Source organism: Pseudomonas sp. P106(2024) (genome assembly GCF_057480815.1).
The window spans coordinates 266,126-280,172 of record NZ_JBLIYU010000004.1 but is presented as its reverse complement, the minus strand read 5'-3'; the positions used below and the strand labels follow the sequence as shown (position 1 = coordinate 280,172).

Sequence of the window (14,047 nt, the reverse complement as noted above, 5' to 3'; positions counted from 1 at the left end):
AGCCCTCGACAGCCGCAGGCTACGGGCCGCCGACAGGCTTTTTTACAGCCTTGGGCTTCTCATTCAGGGAGGGTTCTGGTAAAAAGTCGTGCTTCGAAGCGGGTATAGTTTATTGGTAAAACTATAGCTTCCCAAGCTATTGAGGAGGGTTCGATTCCCTCTACCCGCTCCAACTCGCATTCCCCGCCCGACGTTCCAATAGCGTCGTCGCTGTCAAAAGGAGCCTCGGCTCCTTTTTTCGTTTCCAGTGTTCCTTTGTTGATCTGGCCCATGGCCATGGCCGCGCCGATTGGCTTGAATGCCCAGTGATTCGCGGTGCATAACCGCTACGCTTTGTGAAACATTTCCAAAGGACTGCGCATGTTTCTCTCCCGCTGGCTACCGGGCCTGGCCAACCTGTTGCACTACCGCCGCGAGTGGTTCCACGCAGACCTGCAAGCCGGCCTGTCGGTGGCCGCGATCCAGATCCCCATCGCCATCGCCTATGCGCAGATCGTCGGCCTGCCACCGCAGTACGGCTTGTACGCCTGCGTGCTGCCGATGATGGTCTATGCCCTGGTCGGCAGCTCACGCCAGTTGATGGTCGGCCCGGACGCCGCCACCTGCGCCATGATCGGCGGGGCCGTGGCGCCGCTGGCCATGGGTGATGCGCACCGCATCGCCGAGCTGTCGGTAATCGTCACCGTGCTGGTGGGCGTGATGCTGATCGCCGCCGGGGTGGCGCGGGCCGGTTTCATCGCCAGCTTCTTCTCGCGGCCGATCCTCATCGGCTACCTCAATGGCATCGGCCTGAGCCTGCTTGCCGGGCAGTTGTCGAAAGTGGTGGGCTTCAGGATCGAAGGCGATGGGTTCATCCTCAGCCTGATCAACTTCCTCCAGCGCCTGGGCGAGATCCACTGGTTGACCCTGGCCATCGGCCTGGCCGGGCTGGGCCTGCTGATCTGGCTGCCGCGACGCTACCCGCGGCTGCCGGCGGCACTGGTGACGGTGGTGGTGTTCACCGCCCTGGCCGGGTTGTTTGGTCTTGACCGTTATGGGGTGGCGATCCTCGGCCCGGTACCGGCGGGCATCCCGGAGCTGGCCTGGCCGCAGAGCACCCTGGCGGAAACCAAGAGCCTGCTGCGCGATGCCCTGGGTATCGCCACCATCAGTTTCTGCAGCGCAATGCTCACCGCCCGCAGCTTCGCCGCCCGCCACGGCTACGCGATCAACGCCAACCACGAGTTCCTCGCCCTGGGCGTGAGCAACCTGGCCGCCGGCATCTCCCAGGGCTTCGCCATCAGCGGCGCCGACTCGCGCACCGCGGTCAACGACATGGTCGGCGGCAAGAGCCAGCTGGTGGGCATCATCGCCGCCCTGGTGATCGCCTTGATCCTGCTGTTCTTCACCGCGCCCATGGCCTGGATTCCCCAGGCCGCGCTGGGCGCGGTGCTGCTGATGGCCGGCTGGGGGCTGATCGACGTGAAGTCGCTAAAGACCATCCGCAAGCTCAGCCGCTTCGAGTTCTGGCTGTGCCTGCTGACCACGGTCGGCGTGCTCGGCCTGGGCGTGTTGCCGGGCATCGTGTTCGCCGTGACCCTGGCCATCCTGCGCCTGCTCTACAGCATCTACCAGCCCACCGACGCCGTGCTTGGCTGGGTGCCGGGCATCGAAGGCCAGGTGGACGTGCGCCAGCACAAGGACGCCCGTACCGTGCCAGGCCTGGTGGTGTACCGCTTCGACGACGCGATCCTGTTCTTCAACGCCGACTACTTCAAGATGCGCCTGCTCGAGGCCGTGCAAGGCGTGGAGAAACCCCAGGTGGTGCTGTTCGACGCAGAAGCCGTGACCAACATCGACGTCAGTGGCGTGGCAGCCTTGCGCGAAGTCCGCGACACCCTCGCCGCCCAGGGTATTCATTTCGCCATCGCCCGTGCCCGTGGCACCTTCCTGCGCATGCTGGTGCGTTCCGGGATGGCCCGGGAGATGGAGGAAAAATTGCTGTTCGGCTCGGTACGGGCGGGGATTCGGGCGTATCGGGTATGGCGCAACAGGGCTCGCCGGGAGGGTACCGCGGAGTGAGGGAGGGGACTACCACCCACGACGTCCCTTGAACGGGACGTGGGCTCGGTATCACGGCACAGCCTGTGTCCCCTGCCGATCATGTTGCCGTTCAGTAACCCAGCTTGCGCAGTAACTGGCCTTCGCTCTGTGGCATCGGTCGTTTATAGAAACGCATCAGCTCACCGGCACGGTTGGTGAAGATGCCATCGACGCCGGCCTTCATCGCCTTGTCGAAGTCCACCGCCTCGTCGAGGGTGTAGACGTGCACCAGCAGGCCTTTGTCATGACTGGCCTGGTTCATCCAGGGCTGAATCAGGTCGGAATAGCTCTGCTCGCCCAGGTGGGTGCGGATCGCCGAAGGGCCGGTGCCGATGGCGCCGCCGGCCTTGGCGTAGTCGAGCCAGCGCTCGAACTCGGCGCGGTCCTTGGGCTGCTGGCGGGCGTAGAAGGCCGACTTGTCCTGCTCGCCGGACTCGGCGAAGTCCTGCCCGGAGGCCGGTTCGATGCTGCCCTTGGCCACCCAAAGCAAGAGGATCTTCGGTACCTGCGGCATGGCTTCGTGCAGCAGCTTGAGGCTGTTGCGGTCGAAGGTCTGCAACACCACCCGGCCCGGCTTGTCGAGCCAGCCACGGGCTTCGAGGCGCTGCTTCAGATCTTGCTCGATGCCGGGGAACTGGGCCGGTTCCTTGGTCTCGATGTACAGGCCGGGGTGACGCTCGGGATTGCCTTCGGCGATGTCGATCACCTCGTCCAGGGTCAGGATGCGCTGGCCCTTGAACGCATCCCGGGCACGCTCGGGGTAGGCCTTGTTGAACCAGCTGCCGGCATCCAGCGCCTTGAGCTCGGCCAGGGTGAAGGCGCTGACCGGGCTGGCCTTGCGCTCCGGGTAACGTTCGGCGACGTCGCTGGTGCGCGCCAGCACATCGTCGTGGACCACCACCAGCACGCCATCGCGGGTGCGCTGCAGGTCCATTTCCAGGTAGTCGGCGCCCAGTTCACGGGCCAGCAGGTAGGCAGGGGTGGTGGACTCGGGCGCGTCGAACGAGGCGCCGCGGTGGGCGATCACGGCCGGGTGAGGGATGTCCTGGGCATTGGCAAGGTCCTTGCCATCAGTGGCATGGGCGGCAGTGCTCGCCAGCAGGGTGGCCAGGAGAAGGGTCTTGTACATGGGTAGTCCTTTGCAGATCGGGGCCAGCCTCTGGAAGCGCCGGCAAGGTCAACGGTGCAGTCCTTGAAGGCGCAAGCCTCGCACACTCTGCCTGACATGCTAAAGTCCCTGGCGTTTCCGCCCCACCCAACGGACCACCCATGCCCGCACTCGACGCCCACCTGCCCTCCTGGGCCGACCTCAACCAGCGCCACCCCTGCACCGCCCTGCTGCTGGGCAACGGCGCCAGTCGCGCGCTGTGGAAGCCGTTCGGCTACTTCTCGTTGTTCGAGCAAGCCCAGCAGGTACGGCACAAGGCGCTGGGGGTGAGCGACCAGGCGCTGTTCAAGGCTTTGGGTAGCGAGCTGTTCGAGCCGGTGCTCAGCACCCTGAACACCACGGTACGGGCCAATGCCGCGCTGGCGATCAACTCCACCGCACCGCTGAACCGCTACTACTCGATCAAGGAGGCGCTGATCCACGCGGTGCGCGCCGTGCACCTGCCCTGGCCGCTGTTCCCCGCCGCGACGCGCACGGCCATCAACCAGGCGCTGCGCCAGTACCGTACCGTCTACACCAGCAACTACGACCTGATCCTGCCCTGGGCCGTGGCCCAGGATGCGCAAGGTTTTGCCAGCCTGTTCGACGAACAGGGTTTCTTCGATGTGCGCCGCAGCGAGGTAGAAGGCATCCGCGTGCTGCACCTGCATGGCGGCATGCACCTGCTTAAACTACCCGACGGCAGCACCCGCCAGCGCGGCGCGGAACAGGCCGAGCTGCTCGAAGGCTTCGCCGTCAACATCCCTGGCGAAGTGCCGCTGTTCGTCAACGAGAGCCGCAGTGACGACAAGCTACGCGCCATCCGCCACTCGGACTACCTGTCCTGGAGCCTGGGCCAGCTGGCCCGCGAACAGGGTGGCCTGTGCCTGTTCGGCCAACACCTGGATGCCAGCGACCAGCACCTGCTCGAGGCCATCCGTCAGGCACGGCCATGGCACTTGTCAATCGCCATCCGACCATTGAGCGAGGCGTCGATCATCAACCAGAAGCAACACTTTATCGACCGTTTCGCCGACCTTGACCAGGTTTCACTGCATTTCTTCGATTCAACCAGTCATCCCTTGGGGTTGGCTGAGCTGGCGATTGCCGTACCCGCCAGCCACGCTCGTCGGCATTGAATCGGCCACTTTGCAAATGTAAATAATTCTCGATAAGATCCGCACCCTTTCCTCCACGCCAGCCCGGAAAGCGTGCATGCAGCGCCCCAAGCCCGACCCTGTCGCCCACGGTTTCTATGCCGACATCCTGCATTTCCTGCGCAAGCGCATGAACAATGCCAGCGATGCCGCAGACATGACCCAGGATGTGTTCGCCCAGTGGCTGGGCTATCGGGACCGGGTCAAGGTGGAACAGCCGCGCGCGTTCCTGTTCCAGGTGGCGCGCAACCTGCTGAGCGACCATTGGCGACGGCAAAAAGTCCGCCACGCGGTTTTGGCCGACGACACCCTGCCCGAGGCCCATGACACGTCCGCCAATGACCCGCTGGATCACGCCCAGCAGCAGCAACGACTGAATCAATTGCGCCAAGTGCTCGCCGAACTCTCGCCGCGACGCCGCGAAGCCCTTATGCTCCACCGTTTCGAAGGCCTGACCCAGGCCCAGATCGCCGAACGCATGAACATTTCCGTCAGCATGGTCGAGAAGCACATCGCCGCCGCCCTGCTGCAATGCAAGCAACGCCTGGACAGTGACAACGGCACGGAGCAGTTCCCATGACCCCCACCGACGAGCTCGACCCGCGCCCGATCGACGCCCAGGCGGCGAGCTGGTTCAGCCGCAACCGCAACCAGCCGTCGCGCCAGGAGCGCAAGGCCTTCGCCCTGTGGATGCAGACGCCCGAGCACACCCGTGCCTATCGTCAGTTCGAACAATTGTGGGATGACCTGGCCGCGCTCAAACAGGCCAACCGCCCCGTGCCCTTGCCGGTGCGCCGCACGCCACGCTGGCGCCCGGCCCTGGCAGCCGCGGCGGCCCTGCTCTGTGCGGTGCTGGCGGGCAATCTGGGGGCGGGCAGCACCGCCTTCAGCCAGTACATCGCCGCCGGCCAGGCCCTGCAGCCCCTGCAACTGCCCGACGGCAGCCAGCTCTTCGTCAACGCCCAGACTCGCCTGCGCCTGGACTTCAGCGCCGAGCGCCGACTGATCCATCTCGACCACGGCCAGTTGTACATCGAGGTGGCACCCGACAAGGAGCGCCCCCTGTTCGTCGACGCCGGCAGCGGCCAGGTGCGCGTGGTCGGTACCGGCTTCGACCTGCGCCGTGGCGAGCGCGAACTGGTGGTGGCGGTCGCCCACGGTCAGGTGGCGTTCGATACGCCGGGTGAGCGACAACCACCCGTGCTGCTCGGTGCCCGACAGGGCGTCACCTACGACCTGGCGCGCGGCAGCCTGACCCGCCACGAACTCGGTGAGCAGCAGGTCGCCGACTGGCGCGAAGGCCATGTGAGCTTCCGCAACCGCGAGCTGGCCAGCCTGGTCGACGAGCTCGGCCTGTATCGCCAGCAGCCGGTGGTGCTGGCCGATCCGGCGCTCGGCCGCTACAAGGTGTCCGGCAACCTCGACGTGCGCGATCCGGACGCCCTGCTCAATGCCCTGCCTGCGCTGTTGCCGGTCAAGACAACCTTGCTCGCCGATGGGCGCCTGCGCATCGAGCGGCGCTAAAAAATAATTTGAGAATTTTTATCATTCGCAGGTGAGGTTTTGTCGCAACGCCGCGTCTTCCTCCCCGCCTGCTGTTTGATGGCGGGCTTTTTCCGGCCTTTTGCCGTTTGGGGGAATCCATGTTGTCCGCGTTGCGTCCATTGCACTGCCTGCCTGCCCGACCCACCCTGCTGGCCCTGTGCCTGGCCATGAGCCTGGCCGCTGAAGCCGCGCCGGTACCCTTCGACCTGCCTGCACAACCGCTGGCCCGTTCGTTGAGTCAGCTGGCCCAGCAGGCCAAGGTCCAGTTGCTGTTCGACGAGGCCCTGCTCGGCAGCGCACAGGCACCGGCACTCAAGGGAGATTTCGAGGCCGAGGCGGCCATCGGGCGCCTGCTGGTGGGCAGCCGCTTCAGTGTCGTGCGCATGGGCAACACCTACGTGGTACGCCTGCGCGAGGACGCCCCGAGTGCCGACAACAGCATCCAGCTCGGCGCCTTGAGCATCGTCGGCGACGGCAAGCAGGTGGAGCCCGGCAACGTCGGACGCTCGACCCTCGACCAGGAACAGATCGACCGCTACCAACCGAACAACATCCCCAGCGTACTGGCCACCTTGCCCGGCGTGAACATGGGCGGCTCGGCCAAACCCGGCGGCCAGACCATCAACATCTGGGGCCTGGGCGACGCCGAGGATGTGCCGATGACCCTTGATGGCGCGCCCAAGAGCGGCTTCGAGCGTTACCAGCAAGGCACGATCTTCATCGAGCCGGAACTGATCAAGCACATCGAGGTGGACAAGGGTCCACATTCGGTGAAGACCGGCAACGGCGGCTTCGGCGGCAGCGTCAACATGCAGACCAAGGACGCCGGCGACCTGCTGCAGGAAGGTCGCGACAGTGGCGCCATGCTCAAGTATGGCTACGCCAGCAACGACCATCAGCAGATCTACAGCTCGGCGCTGTTCGGCCGCAGCGATGACAGGCGCTTCGATGGCCTGGTCTATTACACCAAACGCGACGGCGGCAACCTGAAAATGGCCGACAACCTGCCGGACCCGAACAACCAGTGGCCGGTCAACCCCAAGCGCGTGCCCTACAGCGCCTTGGACCTGGACGGCATGCTGCTCAAGGGCAACGTCCACTTCACCGACGAGCACAGCCTGGGCCTTTCCTACTCGCGCTCCGAAACCGACCGCTGGACCACCTTCGCCGCCACCGCCTACCCGGCGCCACCCTCGGCCGCAGACATCAAGAAGTATGGCTACGAAGGCTCTCTCAAACGCTTCCTGGCCTATCGCACCACCATCGACACCACCTGGTCGGCCACCTACAAGTACCAGCCCATCGAGAATCCGTGGGTCGATTTGCAGGTGAAATACTCCGAGTCCGACACCAAGCAGACCGACGAGCGTGAAGCCACGGCGTTCTTCCAGCCGGCCACCGGTGGTCGCAAGATGGACACCGAGTACAAGGACCGCATGCTCGATGTGAAGAACACCAGCACCTTCCTTACTGGACCGCTGGAGCATGCGCTTACCGCTGGCGTACAGCTTCGTCGCCACGATCGCGACACGCAGATGTGGATGCCCGGCAAGACCTATGAAGTGCCCAAGTACAACTATGGCCACTACCAGCCCTACTTCATGCCCAGCGGCCAGGTCCACAGCCAGGGCTACTACCTGCAGGACGCCGTCACCCTGGGCAGCGTGACCATCACTCCGTCATTGCGCTATGACCACGTCACCAACGAGGGCAAGCCCAACCAGGCGCCCTACTACAACAACCCGGCCGCCGGCCACGACTACAGCGACAAGACCTACAGCGGCTGGTCGCCACGCCTGTCGCTGTTCTGGAAGGCCACCGAACAGACCGTGCTGTTTGCCGACTACAGCAAGACCTGGCGCGCCCCCGTGCTGGATGAGCAGTACGAGGTGCAAGGCGTGGGAAGCCGCACGTCCACCAGCCGCGACCTTGACCCGGAACGCATTACCGGCGTGCGCGTGGGGAGCATCAGTGATTTCTCCAACGTGTTTGTTCAGGGCGACAGCGCCCAGGTACGCACGACCTTGTTCCGCAACAAGATCACCGACGAGATCTTCAAGGCCACTGGCGTCGGCTGCCAGGAGCAACTGGTCACTGGCGGCAGCATCGCCAACACCTGCGGCGGTGGCCTGATGGGCAACTACCGCAACATCGGCGACGTGGAGTACAAGGGCTTCGAGATCGAGACGTTCTACGATTCCACCTACCTGTTCGGCGCGGTATCGTACGCCTGGATGGAAGGTCGCCATGAGGGCGCCTATACCAACCCTTGGGGCCCCGACGTATGGGCCAAGGATGTGCCGGCGCCGAAATGGATCACCACCCTGGGGGTCAAGATTCCGTCCTGGGACGCCCGTGTCGGCTGGACCGCACAGTTCGTCGGCGCCACCCGCCACCTGCCCAGTGACAAATACTTCGAGGGCCCGGCCAGCGCCCTCGGTGACCGCTACTACGACAACTTCGGCAACGAGAAGTACGAAATTCACGGCCTGTTCGCCAACTGGAAACCCCAACAGCCGTACCTCAAGGGCACCGAGGTCAACCTGACCGTGGACAACCTGTTCAACAAGGCAATCCGACCGGAATTGTCAGGCGAGAACGCCTATACCCAAGGGCGCAATGCCAAGATCAGCGTGACCCGGTTCTTCTGAGTCTGTCCAACGGCGATGATGCAAAGGACTGCATCACCTGCCACTCGCCACCCGTTCCTGGGCCCTGGCGACATTCACCTGCATCGCCACGACAGCCAGTTCGTGAAGCGCCTGGCCCACGGCGTGGGTACCACGTTCCTGCATCCAGGCCAGGATGTCGGCCAGGTGCCAGAGCGAAAGGCTGCCGTCATGCACCGGGGCCGGGAAAGTGCGGTGATGCGTGAGCATGAGCTTGCGCATGTTCTGTCGGGACACCCCCACCAGCGTCGCCACATCGGTCAGGCCGACCAGGTCAGGACTGGCTTCGATCAGGCGGGCCTCCGGCAAGACCTGCCGGACATTCTCCAGGGCGCTGTGCACCGCTTCCCGCGCAGTCTTGCCCTCGCGGGAGAAAGCCAGGGCCAGGCGTCCGGGCTGACCGCTACCGACCATCGCGTCATCGCAACCGGCCTCTCCCAGAAGCTCGATCAGTGCATCGACGTCCACACCGTCGTGCAATTGGTACTTGAGGGTGAATTCGTACTCCATCACTTTCGCTCCACTGGCTGTTTGACGATCCCGCGCATCGATGTGCAGTTGTCCACGCCCCGGCGCAACTGGCGAGCGAAGGTGCCCGGATTTCTGGGTGTGCTCCACACGCTGGTGATGCAGAACTCGCCACAGCGGCATTCGCGGTCGTTGTTGGGGCAATAGATCCGCCCCCAGCAGTGGCCGCCCCGCACCGTGACTTTCCAGCCCTGCGCCTCAGCGTGTGCCAAGGACTGCTCGACTTCCTTGTTTGGATGGAGGGGACGGGCCATCGATTGAGCTCCAGTATGGGCATGGGAAGAAGGTTGTCAAGTGACAACCCAGTAACGCCGACGGGCGTCACCACAAGCCAGACTAGGTGCCAGGAAGGCTGCAACAGACTCAGAAAAGCTCTTTCGGAAACGGCCTAACCGAAACGGGGAAGGTGCTGTAGGTCCAGGCGAGGTCGATCACCCAGCGATCAGGCCATCCGCCTGCAGCAGGGTTTCCAGGCAATGCTCGCGTACCCCATAGAACGCCTTGAGCTCGGCGATCTTCTCCAGCAGCGCCGCATTGTCCTGGGGCTGTCGGCGCTTGACCGCAAGAATCATCTTGTTCTTGTTGGTGTGCTCGAGCGAGATGAATTCGAACACCTTGGTCTCGTAGCCACAGGCCTCAAGATAGAGTGCCCGCAGGCTGTCAGTGAGCATTTCAGCCTGCTGCCCCAGGTGCAGCCCGTATTGCAGCATCGGTTGCAACAGGCCGGGGCTGCGCAGTTGCGGACGAACCTGCTTGTGGCAACACGGCGAGCACATGATGATCGCGGCCTTGCAGCGAATGCCGGTATGGATGGCGTAGTCGGTGGCAATGTCGCAGGCATGCAGGGCGATCATCACGTCGATGGCTTCAGGCACCACGCTGCGCACATCACCGCATTCGAACACCAGGCCCGGATGCTCCAGGCGAGCGGCGGCGGCGTTGCACAGCTCGACCATGTCCGCGCGCAATTCGACACCGGTGACCTGCGCCTCACGCCCTAGGGTATTGCGCAGGTAATCGTGCATGGCGAAGGTCAAGTAGCCCTTGCCCGAGCCGAAGTCGGCGACCTTGAGCGTCTGTTGCGCACTCACCGGCGCGCTGCTCAAGGCATGGTCGAAGACTTCGATGAACTTGTTGATCTGCTTCCACTTGCGCGACATCGAGGGGATCAGCGCACCTTGACCGTCGGTCACCCCCAGGTCGCGCAGGAACGGTCGCGACAGTTCCAGGTAGCGCTTCTTTTCGCGGTCGTGCCCGCCAGCCCCGGTCTCGCGTGGCGTCGGCTGGGCCAGGTGGCGGCGCAGCATCGGCTTGCCCTTCTTGCTGAATTCCAGTTGCACCTCGCCGGCGGCGGTGAACAGGTGCGCGTTGCGAAAGCTTTCCGGCAGCAGCTCGGTCACCAGCGCCAGCGCCGGGTCCAGCCCCAGGTTGCGGGTGATGTCGCGGGTCTGATGACGGTAGACCAGCGACAGGCAGGCCTGCCCCTTGATCTGCACCGGTTTGGCGATGATCCGCTGCAGGGTCTGGTCGGCGCCGACATGGCGGGCCAACACCAGCTTGCTCAGGCTGCCATCGGCCAGGGCGTCGGCGAGCAGGTTCAGGAACTGGGCACGCGCGTCCGGCGCGGTGGGGGCTGAAGAAGGGGACGACATGGGAACGGGTGCCTCGGAATGCGGGGGGCGCAATGCGCAATGCCCGGCATTCTACGTCGATGGTGATCCTCACGAAACCAGCACCCGGCGTAATGCACCGGCTTCACCGGTGTTTGCGGGGCAAGCCCGCTGCGACTCGCCTCCGGTCTGATCAGACTCAGTCGAGAATCACCAGGCGGTTGGGCAGCTCGTTGCGCGCATGGGTGGGCGGCACGTGTTCGCTGAGCAGCTCGCCGCAGGCCTCGATGCATTCGACGAAACCCTGCAGGGTATGACCCAGGCGCACCTGCTCGGTGAAGCGGGCAACAATCGCCTCGCGTGCCTGCTCCGGCAGGTGTCGGACAATGCCTTCGTCAACCAGGATCTCGACATGACGCTCGGCTTCGCTGACGAAGATCAACACCCCGGTGGCACCGGCGGTACGCTGCAGATTGAGTTCAAGAAACTGCTGGCGGGCCAGGCCCGAGGCACGTCGGCGCCGCAGCACCGACGGCACCACCCAGGCCGCCAGACGCGGATGGCGCAGCAGCAGGCACAGGCTGATGAAGGTCAGCATCTGCGCCAGCAGCAGGCCATTGACGCCGATACCGCCCAGCCACAGGTGCAATGCGCCGGGGATCAGCAAGGCCAGAAGGGCGGCCCAGAGTAACGGCAGGTAGGGAAAGTCGTCGGCGCGGCGGGCCAGCACGGTCACCAGCTCCGCATCGGTACGCCGCTCGGCGCGGGCGATCGCCTCGGCGATCTGGCGCTGTTCGTATTCGGTCATGCCATCGTCTCTCGAGCGTTCTTATCGTTGTTATCCCGGCAATCGGGTGGGCGAGAGTGTATCTCAACAAGCGCTTCATATAAGGCATAATCCGCGACTGCGCTGGATCATGGATGAATGATCCACAGAACCGCCAGCGGACGCGACAGCTACAAGCGTACGAAACGTCTCGACCAGCCGCTTATCACTCGACAACGGAATTGATGATGAAACTGTCTTTGCTGGGCCTGGCCATGGGCCTTGCCAGTCAGGCGGCCCTTGCCGCCCCCACCGCCGCGCCCCTGCAAGACAAGCAGGCGTTCATCGACCACCTGGTCGGCCAGATGACCGAGGCCGAGAAAATCGGCCAGTTGCGCCTGATCAGCATCGGCCCCGAGATGCCCCGCGACAAGATCCGCGAGGAAATCGCCGCCGGACGCATCGGTGGCACCTTCAACTCGCGCACCGCCCCCGAGAACCGGCCGATGCAGGACGCGGCCATGCGCAGCCGCCTGAAGATCCCGATGTTCTTCGCCTACGACACCATCCACGGCGAGCGCACCATTTTCCCGATCGGCTTGGGCCTTGCCTCGTCCTGGGACATGGATGCCATCGCCAAGGTCGGCCGCACCTCGGCCATCGAGGCCGCCGCCGATTCCCTGGACATGACCTTCGCGCCGATGGTCGATATCGCCCGCGACCCGCGCTGGGGCCGCACCAGCGAGGGCTTCGGCGAGGACACCTACCTGACCTCGAGGATCGGTCAGGTGATGGTCAAGTCGTTCCAGGGCTCGAGCCCGGCCAACGCCGACAGCATCATGGCTATCGTCAAGCACTTCGCCCTCTACGGCGCGGTCGAGGGCGGGCGCGACTACAACACGGTCGATATGAGCCTGCCGAAGATGTACAACGACTACTTGCCGCCCTACCGCGCAGCGCTCGACGCCGGTGCCGGCGGGGTAATGGTCGCGCTGAACTCAATCAACGGCGTGCCGGCCACCTCCAACACCTGGCTGATGAACGACCTGCTGCGCAAGGAGTGGGGCTTCAAGGGTGTGACCATCAGCGACCACGGCGCAATCCAGGAACTGATCCGCCATGGCGTGGCCCGCGACGGCCGCGAAGCGGCCAAGCTTGCGATCAAGGCCGGCATCGACATGAGCATGAACGACACGCTCTACGGCGAAGAGCTGCCGGGGCTGCTGAAGTCCGGCGAAGTCAGCCAGGCCGAGCTGGACCAGGCAGTGCGCGAAGTGCTGGGCGCCAAGTACGACATGGGGCTGTTCAAGGACCCCTATGTACGCATTCCCAAGGCCGATACCGACCTGAAGGACTATTACGCCGAAGACCGCCTGCACCGTGACGCCGCTCGCGACGTGGCACGCCGTGGCCTGGTGCTGCTGGAAAACCGCGAGCAGACCCTGCCGCTGAAGAAGTCCGGCACCATCGCCCTGGTCGGCCCCCTGGCCGACGCGCCGATCGACATGATGGGCAGCTGGGCCGCTGACGGTAAACCGCAGCATTCGGTCACCGTGCGCGAGGGGCTGCGCCGCGCCGTCGAAGGCAAGGCCAAACTGGTCTACGCCAAGGGTTCGAACGTGACCGGCGACAAGGCCATGTTCGACTACCTGAACTTCCTCAACTTCGACGCGCCGGAAATCGTCGATGACCCACGTCCCGCCGCCGTGCTGATCGACGAAGCGGTCAAGGCGGCCAAGCAGGCGGATGTGGTGGTGGCCGTGGTCGGCGAGTCCCGTGGCATGTCCCACGAATCGTCGAGCCGTACCACCCTGGAAATCCCAGCGGTACAACGTGACCTGATCAAGGCGCTGAAGGCCACCGGCAAGCCCCTGGTGCTGGTGCTGATGAACGGCCGCCCGCTGTCGATCGCCTGGGAGCGCGAACAGGCCGATGCCATCCTCGAGACTTGGTTCAGCGGTACCGAGGGCGGCAACGCCATCGCCGACGTGCTGTTCGGCGACTACAACCCGTCCGGTCGCCTGGCCATCACTTTCCCGCGCTCGGTCGGGCAGATCCCGATGTACTACAACCACATGCGCATCGGCCGCCCGTTCACCCCGGGCAAGCCGGGCAACTACACCTCGCAGTACTTCGAGGAGCCGAACGGCCCGCTGTACCCGTTCGGCTACGGCCTGAGCTACACCCGTTTCGAGCTGTCGGGGCTGGCGCTGTCGCAGAAGGCACTCAAGCGTGGCGACACCCTGCAGGCCAAGGTGACGGTGAAGAACACCGGCAAGCGTGACGGCGAGACCGTGGTGCAGCTGTATATCCAGGACCAGAGCGCGTCGATGAGCCGCCCGGTCAAGGAATTGAAGAACTTCCAGAAACTGATGCTCAAGGCAGGCGAAGCGCGAACCTTGACCTTCGACATCAGTGAGCAGGACCTGAAGTTCTACAATGGCCAACTGCAGCACGTCGCCGAGGCTGGCCAGTTCAATGTCCAGATCGGCCTCGACTCGCAGGCGGTACAGCAACAGAGCTTCGAGCTGCGTTAAGCAGGA

The 14,047-nt window shown here is 64.4% G+C and carries 11 protein-coding genes and 1 tRNA gene; 7 read left to right on the top strand and 5 right to left on the bottom strand.

The window, feature by feature from the left end; all coding sequences use genetic code 11:
* Nucleotides 1-98 precede the first annotated feature (98 nt).
* A tRNA-Gly gene (locus AC25M7_RS09735) sits at nucleotides 99-172 on the top strand.
* A 188-nt stretch (nucleotides 173-360) separates the two neighbouring features.
* Entirely contained in the window at nucleotides 361-2,061 is a 1,701-nt protein-coding gene (locus AC25M7_RS09730; protein WP_028690176.1) for a SulP family inorganic anion transporter, read from the top strand.
* Nucleotides 2,062-2,152: 91 nt separating this feature from the next.
* On the opposite strand, the gene AC25M7_RS09725 is transcribed toward AC25M7_RS09730, so the two are convergent.
* A complete protein-coding gene (locus tag AC25M7_RS09725) occupies nucleotides 2,153-3,211 on the bottom strand; it encodes a glycerophosphodiester phosphodiesterase family protein (protein ID WP_028690177.1) in 1,059 nt (352 codons plus the stop codon).
* A gap of 140 nt (nucleotides 3,212-3,351) precedes the next feature.
* Between AC25M7_RS09725 and AC25M7_RS09720 the strand changes: the two genes are divergently transcribed.
* The 4 genes from AC25M7_RS09720 (at nucleotide 3,352) to AC25M7_RS09705 (ending at nucleotide 8,582) form a co-directional block, all read left to right on the top strand.
* Nucleotides 3,352-4,368: a DUF4917 family protein gene (locus AC25M7_RS09720; RefSeq protein ID WP_486970978.1), complete on the top strand. Its 1,017-nt coding sequence runs from the start codon at nucleotides 3,352-3,354 to the stop codon at nucleotides 4,366-4,368.
* Between the two features lie 76 nt (nucleotides 4,369-4,444).
* Nucleotides 4,445-4,966, top strand: a complete 522-nt coding sequence (locus AC25M7_RS09715) for an RNA polymerase sigma factor (protein ID WP_486970977.1) — start codon at nucleotides 4,445-4,447, stop codon at nucleotides 4,964-4,966.
* A complete protein-coding gene (locus tag AC25M7_RS09710; RefSeq protein WP_062364137.1) occupies nucleotides 4,963-5,910 on the top strand; it encodes a FecR family protein in 948 nt (315 codons plus the stop codon). Before AC25M7_RS09715 ends, AC25M7_RS09710 begins: the two co-directional genes overlap by 4 nt.
* 119 nt (nucleotides 5,911-6,029) lie before the next feature.
* Complete coding sequence (locus AC25M7_RS09705; protein WP_028690181.1) at nucleotides 6,030-8,582, top strand: TonB-dependent receptor; 2,553 nt, start codon at nucleotides 6,030-6,032, stop codon at nucleotides 8,580-8,582.
* Nucleotides 8,583-8,615: 33 nt separating this feature from the next.
* Here AC25M7_RS09705 and AC25M7_RS09700 read toward each other — a convergent pair whose 3' ends face one another.
* The 4 genes from AC25M7_RS09700 to AC25M7_RS09685 form a co-directional block, all read right to left on the bottom strand.
* Entirely contained in the window at nucleotides 8,616-9,110 is a 495-nt protein-coding gene (locus AC25M7_RS09700) for a helix-turn-helix transcriptional regulator (RefSeq protein WP_247284096.1), read from the bottom strand.
* On the bottom strand, nucleotides 9,110-9,382 hold the full coding sequence (locus AC25M7_RS09695; RefSeq protein WP_486970976.1) for a hypothetical protein: 273 nt from the start codon (nucleotides 9,380-9,382) through the stop codon (nucleotides 9,110-9,112). The genes AC25M7_RS09700 and AC25M7_RS09695 overlap by 1 nt, the downstream gene beginning before the upstream one ends.
* A 177-nt stretch (nucleotides 9,383-9,559) precedes the next feature.
* Nucleotides 9,560-10,780: a class I SAM-dependent methyltransferase gene (locus AC25M7_RS09690; RefSeq protein WP_088852650.1), complete on the bottom strand. Its 1,221-nt coding sequence runs from the start codon at nucleotides 10,778-10,780 to the stop codon at nucleotides 9,560-9,562.
* Between the two features lie 157 nt (nucleotides 10,781-10,937).
* Complete coding sequence (locus AC25M7_RS09685) at nucleotides 10,938-11,546, bottom strand: TPM domain-containing protein (protein ID WP_486970975.1); 609 nt, start codon at nucleotides 11,544-11,546, stop codon at nucleotides 10,938-10,940.
* Nucleotides 11,547-11,749: 203 nt separating this feature from the next.
* Between AC25M7_RS09685 and bglX the strand changes: the two genes are divergently transcribed.
* A complete protein-coding gene (gene bglX / locus AC25M7_RS09680) occupies nucleotides 11,750-14,041 on the top strand; it encodes a beta-glucosidase BglX (protein ID WP_028690186.1) in 2,292 nt (763 codons plus the stop codon).
* Nucleotides 14,042-14,047 lie beyond the last annotated feature (6 nt).